We start from the raw sequence: 16330 nt of genomic DNA on the forward strand, positions 1-16330 counted from the left end.
ACCACGCACTGACTGCGTCCACACCCGACCGGGCGAGGCGACTGACAAGGTAGCACTAATGAGGTTACCCTTGCCTCATTAGCCCGTCCTCGGACTCCCTGTCCTCCACGATTCGACACGCGGCCGACAGGGCCTCCCGCCAGAGCCCGGCCAGTTCCTCCACACCGTCGAGCACTCCTGCCGGCCACGTGTACGTCACACCGAGTACCGACGCCCCGTCCTGTTCGTGCACGTAGCTGTCGACGACCAACGCATAGCCGCAGGGCGTCTCGGTGCCGGGCGTGGTGTCGAGACTGCTACGCAGTCGGCTGGCCCCGAACGGACCGCCTGCCGCGGTGTCGAAACGGCCCAGATAATTGAATTCGATGTCGGCCGTGGGCATGTGCCGCAGCACCGCACCCGCCTCGCCGCTGCACCACCGCAGCATGCCGTACGTCGACCCGTCTCCCGGCACCGAATCCCTCGACCTAGCCGCGTCCGTCGCGATCGTACGCAGAACCGATTCTGCGGCAACAGGATCGGACCGGTGCGACATCAGGGCTCGACGGTCGGTCGCGTCAGCGGTCAGGCGGAGCGGGAACACAGCCGTGAGCCATCCGACCACGGAAGAGCCGTCCACCCGATCGGACGCGATTCCGGACCGCCCGTGCCCCTCCACGTCGACGACGAACGACTGCGGACCCGCCGCACCGCTGTCCATCCATTCGACTGTCGCGGCCGCGAACGTTCCCAACAACAGATGTTCGACGGACACCCCGAGCCGCGGGCGGGCTGCGGCGAGAATCCGCGCGCTTTCCTGAGGGGAGAGCGCGAACGTGGTGGTGCGTACGCCTGCACCGGTATCGACCGACGGATCGACCGGACGCACCAACGGAACCCGTCCAGCCCCGTCGCCGACGCGTGTCCAGTACTCCAGATCGGCGAGCACCTCGGCAGAGCCGGCGAGGCGGTGGATCTCGTGCGCCCACTGCCGCATGGAGGGCCCGATCGGGCCGCGATCCGCCGACAACCGCTGCTGCCACGCAGTCGTGATGTCCGGCAGCAGTATTCGCCAGCTGACCCCGTCGACCACGAGGTGATGCAGCGTGATCAGGAGCTCACCCGAGGAGTCGGTGTCACCGTGGTGGCGCAGCCACACCACATCGACCATCCGGCCGATCCGGGGATCGAGCCGACCACGTGCCGCGCGTGACTGGGCGGCAACACGTTCTGCGAGCAGCGATTCGGTGAGCCCGTCCACATACTCGGTACGGACCCACTCGGCCACGTCGGCAGTACCGTCCGGCAACACGGTGAACACGGACTCGGAGCCGGGACGACGCTCGAAACTCGAATGCAGGATGGGGTGCCTGGCCACCACGAGATCGAGAAGCTCGATCAGCGAGTTCTCGGTCAGATCGGCGGGAGCCTCCAGCAACACCGCCTGCGAGATCTCGTCGACGGACCCATCGAGGCTGTCCATCCAGCGGAGGATCGGTGTCAACGGGACTTCTCCGTACGGCGACAGTTCCTCGACGCCGGAGGCCATCGGTTGCGCCGACTCCGCTTGCTGAGCAAGTGCTTCCGGCGTGCGCCGAGCGACGATGTGACGGGGCGAGACCGCCATGCCCACCGTCCGCAGCCGCGCCGACAACTCCATGGCCATGATGCTGTCGCCCCCGAGATCGAAGAAGTCGTCGTCCGCGGAGACCTCCGGCACATGCAGCACGGCGGCTACTGCGCGGCATATCTCCCGCTCGACGTCGGTGCGCGGCGCGCGCCCGGAACCGAGAGTCAGGACGGGGTCGGGTAACGCGGCCGCGTCGAGCTTTCCGTTCGGCAGCACAGGGAACGCATCGAGCACGGTCACCGACGATGGAACCATGTACGACGGAAGGAGTTCGCCCAGACCCGCGCGCACGGCGCTCACGTCGATCGTCCGTCCCGGCGCAGCAACGACGTATCCAGCGAGGGTCGCCTGCCCGGTAGCGATACCCGACGTATGCACCAGCACCCGCGCGTCTGCGACGGCATCGATCTCTCGCAATCGACTTTCGACTTCCCCCACTTCGACGCGATGCCCGCGGATCTTGACCTGGTCGTCCGCGCGACCGGCATACCTCAATGTGCCGGATTCGGTCCACGACACGAGATCCCCGGTCCGATAGAGCCGAGTACCGTCCGCGGCGAAGGGATCGGCAACGAAGCGGTGCGCGGTGCGCCCCGGCGCGTTGCGATACCCGCGCACCACGCCCGGCCCGGCCAGATAGAGCTCGCCGAGCGCCCCGGGAGGCGCGAGCCGAAGACAGGCGTCCAACACGTATGCCTTCAGGTTGGTCACCGGCCTACCGATCACGGGCTCGGGCGACAGATCCGTCGATGTGAACACCGCATCGACGGTGGCCTCGGTGGGTCCGTAGAAGTTGTAGGCGACCACAGATTCGTTCGCGCGCAACCTGCTCCACAAGTCGACCGATACCGCCTCGCCGCCGACCCCGACCGACGTGAGTGTGTCGATCGATCCCGACCGCATCATCTGTTCGAGCAACGAGGGTACGACCTCGATGAAATCCACCGACAGCGTTCGCAGTCGCTCGGTGAGTTCTCTCGGATCGAGAACGACCTCGGGATCGATGAGATGTACTGTGTGCCCGCCGAACATCCACAACTGCGGTTGCCAGGATGCGTCGAAGGCCATCGACCAGGCATGCGCCACGTTCAGAGTGTCCGTGCCCGCGCGCGCCGCCGTCGGCAGATGCACGCTCTCGCGATGGGAGTGATAGAGATTCGCCAGTCCTCGGTGCGGTACCGAGACTCCCTTGGGCACACCGGTCGTACCGGAGGTGTAGATGAAGTACACCGGGTGGTCGGGATGCAATGCGGACCGACGCTCGGAATCGGTGACGGCAATCCTGTCCATCGACGACGGCGTCAGGGCCTCGACCGCCGATGCCGTCACCGTGATCACCGGCTGCGCATCGTCGAGAATCTGCCGCGCGCGTTCGGTGGGCCAGTTCGGGTCGATCGGGAGGTAGGCGGCCCCGGACTTCATGACCCCGAGGATCGTCGCCATCGTCGTCACGGTTCGTGGGGCCTGGACGGCCACGATATCTTCCGCGCCGACACCGAAACCGAGGAGCCATCGCGCAATTCGATTGGAGACGCGATCGAGCTCGGCGAACGTCAGAGCCGTGGCGGCGTCTGCAACAGCAACGGTGTCCGGTTGCAACGCGACGCGGTCGGCGAACAGGTCCACCATCGTCCCGTCCGGATACCGACGCTGCGAGCCGGCGTACTCGGTGCGGAGAATCCGAGTCGTCGTCTCGTCGACGAGAGACAGTGCGGCGATCGGCGGGTCGCCTTCGTCGGCGAACGCACCCAACACCGAGGTCAGTGCGGACGCCACTGCGCGGGCGCGAGCCACGGGCACCGAGTCGCTGCGGTATTCGACCACCAGCCGCATCCGTTCGCCCGGATGGACCGTCAACACGAGCGGGTAGTGCGTCACTGTGTGGAATTCGGCGACCGACACCGAGAAGTTCTCGGCATCGACACCCGAAGTGTCTGCAGCAGCGAAGTTCTCGAACACCACGAGTGTGTCGAACAGCGTTCCCCGCCCGACGGCCTTCTGAATGTCTGCCAGGCCCACGTGATGATGCGGAGCCACGGCGATCGAGAAGTCCCGCAGACCAGCGAGCACGGTCGACAGACGTGCATCGGGTCCGACGTCGACACGGACGGGAACGGTGTTGATGAACAGTCCGACCATGTCTGCGACGCGATCGAGGTCGGTGGGACGCCCCGAGACCGTCGAGCCGAACACGACCGACGGGGAATCCGTGAATGCCGAGAGCACCACGGCCCATGCTGCATCGACCAGTTCGCTCAGCGTCGACGATCGACGACGCGCCGACTCGATGAGCCGAGCGGTGTCCTGCGCACTCCACTCGAGGTCGATCTCGTGCGCCTCGGAACGTACCAGCGACGATGCCGATGCCGACGACGATGCCGATGCCGACGCTGCCACCATCGTCGGTGCCACGTCCGCGCCGAGCGCGCGACGCCACGCGTCGACGGACGAGTCGTCGCGGCCCGCGAGCCACCGCAGGTAGTCGTCGAACCGCGCAGGTTCCGGCAGTGCCAGGCCTCGGTAGAGCTTGAACAGCTCGGTACCCACAGTGCCCATGGACCACCCGTCCACGAGAAGATGGTGGACGGTCAGCACCACCCGGTGACGATCGTTCCCGCAGTCCAGCAGCAGAATTCGGACGAGCGAGTCCTGCTCTATGTCGAACGCACGCCTGTCCTGGTCGATCAGGTCACGGGCGGTAGGCGATGTCGGATCGTCGACGACATGACGACGGAGTACGACTCGACCCGTATCGCGGATCGCGACGGTCGCCCCGGTGCTCAACGTCAGAAAGCGCGAGCGCAGCGCTGGATGACGGTCGAGGAGCGCATCGAGTGCGCCCTCGAGACGTCGCGGATCCAGCAGCCCCTGCACCTCGAATTCGGTGGCGATGACGTAGATTTCCTCCACTCCGTCGCCCGAGGCTACGGACTGGAATGCCAAACCCCGCTGCAGCGGAGTGGCCGGGCGAGCTGCCTCTGGATCGATTCCACGAGAGCGCAATTCGGCTACATCGGCATCGGTCAGCAGCGCTACCGAACTGTCGGGCCGGTCGACGATCGCAACGGCCCGGGCGCTTCGGCCCCGCTCCACCAGCCCTGCGACCGTTCGACACTCGAAGACGTCTGCGGTGGTGATCGGAAGTCCGGCGGTGCGCGCGTGATGGACGAGGGTGATGGCGGTGATGCTGTCGCCGCCGAGCGAGAAGAAGTCGTCGTCGACGCCGATGGACTGGGCGCTCTCCGCACGGGTGGTGTCTGCGAACAGCGCCGCGAGCGCTCGCTCGTCCTCGGATGCAGCCGGTCGCGATCGGCTGGGACCACCGTCGGGTATTCCGCGCTCCTGCAGAACTTTTCGATCGGCCTTGCCGTTGGGGGTTCTGGGAATACTGTCGACGGCCACCCAGAATGCGGGCACCAGATAGTCGGGAACCCGGCGACGAAGCGCCTCCCGCACCGACGCGGTGTCGACCGAGTCGGGAGTCACGTAGGCCACCAGCACACCGACGCCGTCACCGTCGGACACAGCGACCACGGCGCACTCGTCGACCGAAGGGTCACTGGCCGTCCAACTTTCGACCTCACCCAGTTCGACGCGATGGCCTCTGATCTTGACCTGACGATCGTCTCGACCCAGAAATACCAGGACGCCGTCGACGAGACGGGCACGGTCCCCGGTGCGGTACATTCGCGCGCCATCGCCGCCGGGATCTGCGACGAAGCGAGTCGCGGTCTCGGCCGGTTTCCCGGAGTATCCGCGGGCGAGCTGCACGCCCGACACGTACAGGTCGGCAGGAACGGCGTTCCGAACCGGGCGTAGCCGAGAGTCGAGCAGCCGCAGTGTGGTGTTGTCCACCGAGGTTCCGATGACCGCAGGGTCGCCGTCGACCCGCTGGACGGCGACGTCGCCTGCGACTTCGGAGGATCCGTAGGAATTGTCGATCGTGGCGTCCGGCGTCACCGCTCGGATCACGTCGATCATGTGGTCGGTCAACGGTTCTCCGCTGAGTATCCAACCGGTCACCGAAGCGCAGGCCGACGGCGCCGCAGCGGCCAGCGCGGCAGCCAGAGAACCGATGGCGGTGACCTGTTCGGCACCGGACCGTCCGATGAGCGAGGCCACGGCACCCGAATCGCCGTACTGGTGATCCTGCGCGAGTACCACACGTTGGCCCGCGAGAATGCCGGTGAGCAACTCCGTCGCGCCGTCGATGAACGCCAGCGAACTCTTGGCAACTCGGCTGCCCGGTCTGCCCCACCGCGTCACCGCCCACTGCAGCCGGTTGGCCAACGCGTTCCTGGTGCCGACCACACCCTTGGGCGTTCCGGTCGAACCCGACGTGTACACGAGATAGGCCGCGCACTCACCCGGGACGCTGCGACCGAACGGCGGCGTCCAGTCCTGTTGTCGTACAACGGTATCGACACGGACCGCAGTCTCCATATCCGTCAGTGCCGCGGGGGTCGCATCGTCGATCAACAGCAGGTCGTGCCCGGAATCGGACAGGATCAGTTCGATCCGCTCACGCGGGTAGCGAATGTCGACGGGTACGAACGCTGCGCCGACGTCGATGGTCGCCAACAGCGCCGCCACCATGTCGAGACCTCTGCTCACCGCAACAGCGACGCGGCTTTCGACACCGATGTGGTGCACACGCAGCAGTGCGGACACCCGTCCGACCCGCGTGGACAACTGCCCGAACGTGATGTGCTCGCCGCCGATCAGCAGTGCCACGTCATCGCGGGACTGCTCGAAACGCGCTGCCAGAGCGGTCTCGATCGGCACCACGGTTCGGTCCGGTCCGACGCTGCGCCCCTGGCCATGTGGGGCGGCCACCAGTCGAGTGACGTCGATGTCCGACACTGTCGTCATCCGATCGAGCATCTCGACGAACGTCTCGGCGTACATGGCGGCCTGCCGCCGGCCGACAGTGGCCTCGTCGTGCAGTACGAACGCCCACAGAGCAGGATCGGGGCCCACGATCAACGCCATCGGGAAGCTCATGTGCGCACCCAGCACCGTGATCTCGTCGACGGTCCCGCTCGTCTCGGGTATCGGTGCGGGATAGTTCTGGTATACGACTATGGTGTCGAACAGCTCTCCGCCGCCGACTGTTCCGGCGATGTCGGACAGCCCGAGGAACCGATACTCGTCCAGGTCGAGGTGGTCTGCCTGCACGCGTGCGAGCATCTCGGTCGCCGTTGCAGCCGAGTTCCACCGCAGGCGGACAGGCACGGTGTTGAGCAGCAAACCCACCATCGCCTCGGCACCATCGAGATCGAACGGCCTCAGCGACGTCGCCATCCCGAAGGCCACATCGTCGGAACCGGTTCTCGCCGACAGCATCGCCGCCCAGGCTGTCTGCACGACGACGTTCGTGGTCACGCCGGTACGACGCGCGTATTCGGACACCCGCTGGGCCAACGCATCGTCGATATCGACGTCCAGGCGCGAGCGCGTGCCCGCGCTGGACCCATTCGTTCGGTCCCCGGCAACGAGAGTCGCGGACTCGAACCCGTCGAGGTAGTCGGCCCACCGCTGACGCGCAGTGTCGTTGTCCTGCAACGCTGTCCACGCGAGATATTCGCCGAAGTCGGGTGCAGGCGGCAACTGCGCCCCCTCGCCCGATTCGTAGAGAGCGATCAGCTCCCTGACGAAGATGGCCTCGGACCACCCGTCCATCAGCGCGTGATGGTAGGTGATCAGAACTCGCGGGGCGCGCGCAGAAGTGGAGCAGGAGAAGCGAATCAGCGGCTGCTCGAAGAACGCGAACCCGGCCGAGCGGTCTCGTCGGAGATGATCATCCCACTCGTCGTCGACGGCCGTGACGACCGGCGTCGACGCGCGCGGTACCACCCAGACCAGATCACCGTTACGGCGTTGCCGCAGCAGCGCTCTGATGTTCGGGTAGCGATCCAACAGCAGTTCGAGGGCACGATCGAGCCGGCCGCGATCCACCGCGGCGGACAGGTCGAGCACCGTCTGTGACAGGTACGGATCCTGCGCTCGCTCGGCGAGCGTCGATTGCAGGTACATCCCGACCTGCAGTGCGGTGAGTGGGAGTACGGCGGCGATCTTGGACTGCGACGTGGCCGCGGTATCGGTCGTCATGTCTGCTCACATACTGCTTTCGAATTCGTCGAGCTCGTCCTGGGACAGTTCCACCGTGGCGGCGGCGTGGACAGCGGGGCGTGCGTCGGCGTCCGGTGTGAGCTCCGCCCCGAACATTCGCACCGTCCGCTTGCGCATCACCGCACGCGGTGCCAGCGGAATCGAGGCCTTTCGCGCCCGCGATGCCACGGCCAGGCAGGTGATGCTGTCGCCGCCCAGCGCGAAGAAGTCGTCGTCGATCCCCACGCGTCCGACACCCAGAACCGCCGCGACGATCTCGCACAACATCGTTTCCACCGGCGTTCGGGCCGGTACGAACGTGCCTCCGCCCACGGCGTCGACGGTCGGAAGAGCCCGCACATCGAGCTTGCCGTTGATCGTCATCGGAATGCGTTCCAGGGCAGCGAACAACGTCGGCACCATGTACTCCGGCAACGTCGCTGCCAGCCGGTCTCGAATGGAACCGAACAGCACGGACGTGTCGGTCGTACCGCCGTCGCGAGGAACGACGTATGCGGCCAAAGCGCGAGTACCACTCCCGATCTGCACCGTACGCACCACCGCGCCCATCACACCCTCGCATGCGGCCACGGCGCGTTCGACCTCTGCGGTCTCCACTCGATAGCCGCGAATCTTCACCTGGTCGTCCGCGCGACCGAGGTAGTCGAACAGACCGTCGGCTCGAATGCGAACCAGATCACCGGTGCGGTACATCCGTCCGCCCGGAGTCAAGGGGTCGGCTACGAATCTCGTTGCCGTGTCGCCGAATCGGTTCACATAGCCGCGCGCAAGACCGACACCGGAGAGGTACAACTCCCCCACCGAACCGATCGGGACCGGCCGTAGCCACTGGTCCAGGACGGACGCACGTGTGCCCAGAATCGGTGATCCGATGGACGGCCCGACGCTGTCCCTTGTTCCGGTACCGAGCGCGTTGATCGTGTACTCGGTAGGCCCGTACAGGTTGTAGCCGATGCCGTCGAGCCGACTCCACAGTGCATCCGGTACCGCCTCACCACCCAGCAAGACCAGGGGAATTCGATGTCCGTCGCGTTCGTCCAACAGTCCGAGATCGAGCAGATGTCCGGCATACGTGGGCGTCACGTTGACCACGTCGATTCTGTTCTGCTCGCAGTAGTGAGCCAATGCCTCACCGTCGCGGCGTAATTCCTCGTCGCAGATGTGTACCTCGTGACCTTCGACGAGCCACAGCAACTCCTCCCACGACATGTCGAAGGAGAACGACACCGTGTGTGCGATCCGCAGGGTGCGGTCTCCTGCCGCGGCGACGGTGGGAGCGAAGATCTCGTTCCGGTGATTGATCTGCATGTTCGTCAGACCGCGATACGGAGTGACGACGCCCTTCGGTGTTCCGGTCGAGCCGGAGGTGTAGATGACGTAGGCGGGGTGCTCGAGTCGGCCGACGGTGCCGGACGCAAAACCGACCGACGCTGTGGCCGCCTCGACTTCCGACGCGTCGATGTCGTACGCCAACTCTGTTGCGACCTCAGGGGAGTCGACGACCATCCGTGTGGCGGTGGTGGCCAATCCCCGACTCTCCGTGTCCACCGTCGACACCAGAACGGCCGGTTGCGCGTCGGCCAACATGACGTCGAGACGCTCTGTCGGATAGTCGAGTTCGAGGGGCAGGTACGCGGCACCGGTACGCAGCACCGCGAACAGGGCCACCACCATCTCCACCGATCTCGGCAGAGCGAGGGCCACGATGCGTTCGGGAGCGGCACCCCGGCGAAGCAGCGCCAGTGTGCAGGCGTTCACCCGCCGGTCGAGGTCGCCGAAGGTCAGCCGCCGGTCTCCGAACACCAACGCGATGTCGTCGGGAACGGCCGCGGCGCGTGCGGCGAGCAATTCGGCGATCGTGTTGTCCTGCAGTCGTTCCGATCGGCCGTCGAACTCGTTCTCGACGACACTCGGCATGTCGCCCGGGGCAGACGGCCAGCGCGAGATCGGCAGATCGGGCTGCGCTGCAACGGTATCGAGTGCCGATGCGAACGAGTCGAGCAGCGATCGGGCACGCTCGTCGTCCACAGAATCGGGTAGATACGTCACCGACAGGTTCAGTTCATCGCCGGGATCCACTGCGATGGACACCGGGAACTCGGACCCATCGACGGTCGAGATGTGTCGCACGCGGCGCTCGTTCCCCGCCGACGTCGATTCTTGTCGTCCCGCAGGCCCGGCAGCGTTACGCAGGACGAGCAGGGTGTCGAACAGAGCCCCCGCACCGATGGCCTGCTGAATTCCACCGAGACCGAGGGTGTCGTGCGGCATCAGGTCGAGACGCTGATCCTGCACGCGCGCAGCCACATCGGTGACCGAATCGAATCCACCTGCCGTCACCCGGATCGGCACCGTGCTGATGAACGCGCCGATCGCGGTGTCGGAACCGGCCACATCCATGGGCCGACCGGCGACGGCGGTACCGAACACCACATCGGACCGCCCCACCACACGCATCAACACACTCGCCCAGGCCGCTGCGAGAACCGTGAACAGAGTCGAACCGGATCGACGTGCGTGCAGATCCAGCGCGTCGGACACCGCTGCCGTCACTCTGCGTTCGATCCTGCGGGGTGAACCGTCCCCGCGGGTGGCCTCCGTGGCCACCGAGGTCGGGCTGTCGATATCGCCGAAGTACCGCTGCCACGCCTGCTCGGACGCGGCACGGTCGCGAGAAGCCAGCCAACGCAGATACTCACGGTAGCCGTGGTCCGGCGGAACGGGCGTGCCGTTCTCGTCGTGCTGCTCCAGGACCCGAGCCACGAGCAGTGCCGAGGATCCGCCGTCGAAGCACCCGAACCAGTAGGTGGTCAACAGTCGGTCGACCCCTCCGGGAAGGTGCACCAGGGTGACCCGAAACAGTGGCGGCGCAGCGATGTCGAACGAGAGCGCCCGGTCGTCCGCGAGAATCCGGCTCCATCGATCGTCCACCTCGCTCGCCGGGCACGCACGGAGATCCACCACCGTCAACGGTGCCTGCACCGCAGAGAGTACGACCTGGGCCGGCGCGGTGTCGTCCGGCGTCACGAAGGCCGTCCGCATCGCCGCGGTGGTATCGACGACCGATTGCAGAGCTCGCCTGATCCTGTCGTCGTCGAGGACGCGGCCGACCTCGACGACGGTGCGGACGGTGTACAGCTCGGTGGCATCGGCGTCGACACCTACCTGGAAGACGAGCCCGAGCTGCAGTGGTGACAGTGGCCAGACGTCGTCGATGGATCCGAATTGCTCCCTCAACGAATCGAATTCGGCGGACTCGACGTCTGCGAGTGGGCCGCGGCTCGCCTCGGGTGCGGCCTCGTCGCCTCGGGCACGCCGCAACCGCTCCTGCACCAACCTACGTCTGACGTCGTCGAGATCCATGGGTTCCTTCATCGAGTCGGCTGCTGTTGCGTGCACTGTGTGACGAGCAAGGACTTGTCCACTTTGCCGATGGCGGTGACGGGCAGCGATGTTCGTGTCACCACGCGATCGGGCAGTTTGAATCCGGCGCAGCCGGCCGCCGTCAGGAAGGCCCGCACGTCGGCGACGGTCGGACCACTTCCGTTCGGCACCACGACTGCGCAGACGCTTTCGCCCACAGCGGCATCGGGCACCCCGATCACCGCGACCCGCGCTACTGCAGGATGGGTGAGCAGCAGGTCTTCGAGCTCGTCGGCCGCGACGTTCTCGCCGTTTCGGGTGATCACGTCCTTGATGCGACCGGTGACGACGAGATGGCCCGACTCGAGCTCGCGCACCTGATCCCCACTGCGATAGAACCCATCAGGGGTGATGGCAGTCGTATTATGTTCTGCCGCAGAATAATAGCCATTGATGGTGTAGGGGCCCCGCGTCAGCAATTCACCGACTTCCCCGGGAGATACATCGTTTCCGTCCGCATCGACGACGCGCACCTCGTCCAGATGGGACAACGGCCTGCCTTGCGTTCCGATCACCAGTTCCGCGCCGTCCTCGGCTCGGGTGTAGTTCAGTAGTCCTTCGGCCATGCCGAACACCTGCTGCAGCCGGCATCCGAGCGCGGGCTCGACCAGCTTGGCGACCTCCGGTGCCAGCTTCGCTCCCCCGACCTGCAGCAACCGCAAGCTGGACAGGTCTGCATCCTCCCATTCCGTTGCCTCGCACCACAGATGAGTCAACGTCGGAACCAGCGCCGTGATCGTCACGCGATACCTCTCGATCAGAGCGAAGGCGTGGTCTGGGCTGGCACTGCCGGAGAACACCACCGTTGCCCCTACCCCGAGGGCACCGAGCAGCCCGGGGCATGCGAGCGGAAAGTTGTGTGCGGCAGGGAGAACGGCGAGATACACGTCCTCGGGACCGAGAGCGCAGACCTCCGCACTGGCCCTGGCGTTGTATTCGTAATCGTTGTGCGTACGGGCAATCAGCTTGGGCAATCCCGTCGTGCCACCGGAGACCAGCAGTAAGGCAGGATCGGTCGGCCGGGCGCGCGGAAACTGTCGGGGCACCCCGGCCACCGCGGACAGAGAGGTATGGGACCCGCCGCCGTTCGATTCGGGTCCGGAACTGTCGACGAAGACGTGCCGAACACTCGTCACCGACGCGAGGACCTCATCGGCGAGTTCGCAATAGTCGAAGTCGCCGTCCCGATCGGAGATCACGTACGCCACCGCCGCTGCGGTGGCGGCGAGATGGGTGATCTCACGTCGGCGATGTGCAGGCAGCGTCAGCACCGGAACTGCTCCGCATTCGAGCAAGGCGAACAGCACGACCGCAAAGTTCACGGAGTTCGGCAATTGCACGACCACCCGGTCGCCCGGTTCGATGCCGCGATCGGCGAATCCGGCTGCGACGCTCCGCACTCGTCGAAGCAGCTCGTCGTACGTCAGCTCCGTGCGATCGTCGACGACCGCCCTCGAAGGGCCGAACTGCGTCGCCCACGTTGCGAACACCTCTGGAAGGGCTTCACCTCGCCACAACCCGGCGTCGAGGTACCTGCGGGCACGCTCGTCGCCGAACGGTACGAAAGCGTCGACGTCGGCGTCCGGCTCGGCAAGTTCGGTCATGTTCTGCACCATGGATTCTCGTCCTCCGGGAATGCGAAGCGGGTCAGGAATGGTGTTCGAGCGCGGCCGACAGTTCGTCCTCCGACATCGCTTCGACCGACAGGAAGATCTCGGCGGTGGCTTCGAGGAATTCTGCGTCACCTTCTGCGTCGATCATCCGGTCCGCGAGCCCGGCCACGGTGGGTGCCGCGAACATCATGCGCACGGTGACCGACGTGATGTCGAAGGACTCGCGAATGCGGGCGACGATGGTCGTCGCCAGGACGGAATCGCCGCCGAGCGCGAAGAGCGTGTCCGTCACACCGATGCCGTCGACCCCGAGTACCTTCTGCCAGATCAGGGCGAGGGCGCTTTCGAGGTGAGTTCTGGGCGCAATCCGGGCATCGACCCGTTCGCTTTCTCCCGCTGCGCGACACAGCCGGACGACGGCAGCGGAGTCGATCTTGCCGTTGACGGTCAGCGGCAGCGCGGAGACCGTCACGATCTGCTCCGGCACCATGTGCGCTGGGAGACGCTCGGCGGCCCTGGCCCTCACGGCCGCTACCGTCTCACGGGGATCCGCGTCTCGATCGGTCGGCACCACGGCGGACAGCAGGATCGGAGCTGCGGTGCGGTCGACAACGGCTGCGGCAGTGGCCACCTCGTGATCCGCGGTGAGAGCCGCTTCGATCTCTCCGAGTTCGATCCGAAATCCGTTGATCTTGATCTGGTTGTCCACACGGCCCACGAATTCGACCATGGAGCCGGTCTCGGCCATCGAGCCGGGGCAGTACCGAACCAGGTCTCCGGTGCGGTACCAGCGGTAGCCGTCGGCCTCGACGAAGCGCTCGTTCGTACGCTCGGGATCGCCCAGATAGCCGTCGGCGAGACCGACGCCCGCGACCCACAACTCACCGGGCACCCAGTCCGGCACCTGGTTCCCACGCGCATCGACCACCCGAAGCGCCATCGACGCGAGCGGCACCCCGAACGGGACCGTGCGCCAGTTCGGATCGACGTCCACGACCTCACAGATGCTGTTGTGGATCGCGGTTTCCGTAGCGCCACCGAGTCCGGCGAACCGACATCCGGGAACCGCCGCCGTCAGCCGCCGGTAAAGGTCGATACCCACCTTGTCGCCGCCGAGCATGACGACCTCGAGCGAACCGCCCACATCGTCACCGGTGGAGAGGATCATGTCCAGCAGCGGGGGCACGCAGCTGATCACCGTGACGCGGTGCGCACGAATCAGAGCGGCCCAGCGCTGCGGATCCTTGCGCTCGTGTTCCTGGATTAGCACGGCCGTACCGCCGGCCGCGAACACCGAGAACAGGTCGAACGTGCACAGGTCGAAGTCCAACTCGGACAGGCACAATGGACGGTAGCCCTCGTTCAGGTCGAAACGTTCGACCAGATCCATGATCGTGTTCATCGCGGCGCGATGCGAGACCACAACACCTTTCGGTTCACCCGTGGAGCCGGAGGTGAAGATCATGTATGCGGGCGCGGTGTCGGGGCCGAGGTGCGGGGCGGGCCGCGGCTCACTCAGGATCGCGTGGGACACCGCGAGACCGTCGTCGCCCGATCCGCCGATCGTCACCGTGAACCCCGCTTTTCGGGCGATCAGCGCAGCACGGCTCGACGGTTGGTCGACGCCGATCGGTACGTACACCCCGCCCGCGGCCAGAACACCCAGGATCGCGATCACCTGATCGGGCCCTTTGGGCAAGGTCACGCCCACCGTGTCGCCCACCCCCACGCCGCGATCGGTCAGCGCAGCAGCTACTTTCAGAGCACGATCTCGTAAGTCTCCGTACGTCATCGACTCGTTCTCGCCCCACTCGAGCGCCAGCGCGTCGGGATGCTGCGACGCGCGATCGAAGAAGGCGCGGTGCAGAGTCTCGTTCCCGGCCGACTGCGACGCGTCCGTTCGGGGTACATCGGCTGCCGGAGTTCGCGACATCAGCTGATGCGGTGGAACCAGCTGACCCACAGGCTCCGCCCACACGGAGTCACCGTCGACCACGAGTGCGCGAACCAGCGTCTCGAACGCGTCGAACATCGCGTCGGGAACTCCTGGGAGGAACTCGTTCTCGCGTATGTCCCAGTTGACCAACACGCCACCGTCGAGTTCGGTGATCTGCGCGTCGAGAACCACCTGCGGCCCCTGCGACATGATCCACACCGGATCACCGAAGACCTGCCGCGCGCGAGCGTCGAACAACTCGCCCAAACCGAGCGCGCTCGTGAAGACGACGGGAGCCAGCACCGGCTCTCCTCGACGGCGGCCGAGGTCGCGCAGCACCTCGACCCCGGAATAGTCGGCGTGCGAGGCGTCTTCGTGCAGTCGGGACCGGATCCGACGGGAACGTTCGACGAACGAGAGCGGCTCGCTCAGATCGACTTCCAGCATGACCGACGACGAGAAGTCACCGATGAGATTCTCGACGTCGGGATGCGTCGGAGCGCGATCGAACATGGGCACGTTGAGCAGAAACCGTTGTTCGCGGGACCAGGCACCGATCACCTCGGCGAACGCCGTGGCCACCGCCACCGCCGGGGTGACTCCGTGGGCTCTGGCGTGCGTCTGGAGATCACCGTATGCCGCGGAGTCGAGATGAAATGCCCGACGCAATGCTACCGGGGCACCCGAATCGTGTTCCAGCAGAGGAAGGGTGGGCGCTCCGGGCAGTGAGTCGAGGCGCTCGGACCAGTAGCGTTCGGCCTGAGCACGGGCGCTGCGTCGATCGAGCGGGCGATCGGCAAGGTACCGCGAATAGCTGTACTCGATTGCCCGGAGGGGATCGCCGTCGTAGGCCCGCGCCAGGTCTGCAACCAGAATACGAAAACTCGCTGCGTCGCCGGCGATCATGTCGATGTCCAGGTGCAGACGCGTGCGACCGTTCGGCAGGAGCGACAGATCGGCCGAGAACATCTCGCCCGCTTCGATATCGAGCATCTGGTGGGTCAGACGGAGCCGCGTTTCTTCGAGGCGGTCGGTCGGGTCGGACTCGGATCGTAGGTCGCGGACCGTCAACCCGCGCCACCCCGAGGTCGGTTCGATGCGCTGCTGTCCGTTGTCCGAAATCCGGGCCCGCAACATCTCGTGCCGTTGTGCGACGGCATCGAGCGCCGCACGTAGTCGATCGGGATCCACTGCCTCGCCGTCGAATTCGGTGTAGAGATGCGGTGCGACCCCGCCGAACCGCTGCTCGGCACTGCGCCCGATCCAGTAGGCGTGCTGCAACAGTGCGAGATCGAACTCCGACGTGTCCGGTTCGACCAGAGTCGATTGCCGCTCGGGGTTTCGGGAACTCGATTCGGCCGAACCACCGATCAGTTCGGACCAGGCAGAAATGTTCGGCTGCGCAGCGAGCTCGGCAAACGTCACCGTCGACCCCTGCTTGCGGAATCTCCCGACCAACCGCATCAGAACGATCGATTCGAGACCCAGCTCGAACAGATCCGCGTCCATCGCCACAGCCCCGGGTTCCGCACCGATCAGTTCTGCAACCACCGCCCGCAGTTCGTCCCGTCCGATTCCCCGCTGATCCATCCGGTGAGTCCCCTTCGATCGACTGTG

4 protein-coding genes are annotated in these 16330 nt (G+C 65.9%); all 4 read right to left on the reverse strand.

The window, feature by feature from the left end; genetic code table 11:
* Positions 1-64: 64 nt before the first annotated feature.
* Genes CH266_RS15380 through CH266_RS15395 form a run of 4 tightly spaced genes read right to left on the reverse strand, consistent with a single transcriptional unit; the run spans position 65 to position 16303 of the window.
* On the reverse strand, positions 65-7720 hold the full coding sequence (locus CH266_RS15380; RefSeq protein WP_094715650.1) for a non-ribosomal peptide synthetase: 7656 nt from the start codon (positions 7718-7720) through the stop codon (positions 65-67).
* A gap of 6 nt (positions 7721-7726) precedes the next feature.
* Positions 7727-11116: a non-ribosomal peptide synthetase gene (locus tag CH266_RS15385; protein WP_094736074.1), complete on the reverse strand. Its 3390-nt coding sequence runs from the start codon at positions 11114-11116 to the stop codon at positions 7727-7729.
* Positions 11113-12768: a (2,3-dihydroxybenzoyl)adenylate synthase gene (locus CH266_RS15390; protein ID WP_094715782.1), complete on the reverse strand. Its 1656-nt coding sequence runs from the start codon at positions 12766-12768 to the stop codon at positions 11113-11115. Before CH266_RS15390 ends, CH266_RS15385 begins: the two co-directional genes overlap by 4 nt.
* Before the next feature lie 43 nt (positions 12769-12811).
* Positions 12812-16303: a non-ribosomal peptide synthetase gene (locus CH266_RS15395; RefSeq protein WP_094715652.1), complete on the reverse strand. Its 3492-nt coding sequence runs from the start codon at positions 16301-16303 to the stop codon at positions 12812-12814.
* Between the last annotated feature and the right edge of the window lie 27 nt (positions 16304-16330).

This window comes from Rhodococcus sp. 06-1474-1B (assembly GCF_002258885.1).
Taxonomy (GTDB): domain Bacteria; phylum Actinomycetota; class Actinomycetes; order Mycobacteriales; family Mycobacteriaceae; genus Rhodococcoides; species Rhodococcoides fascians.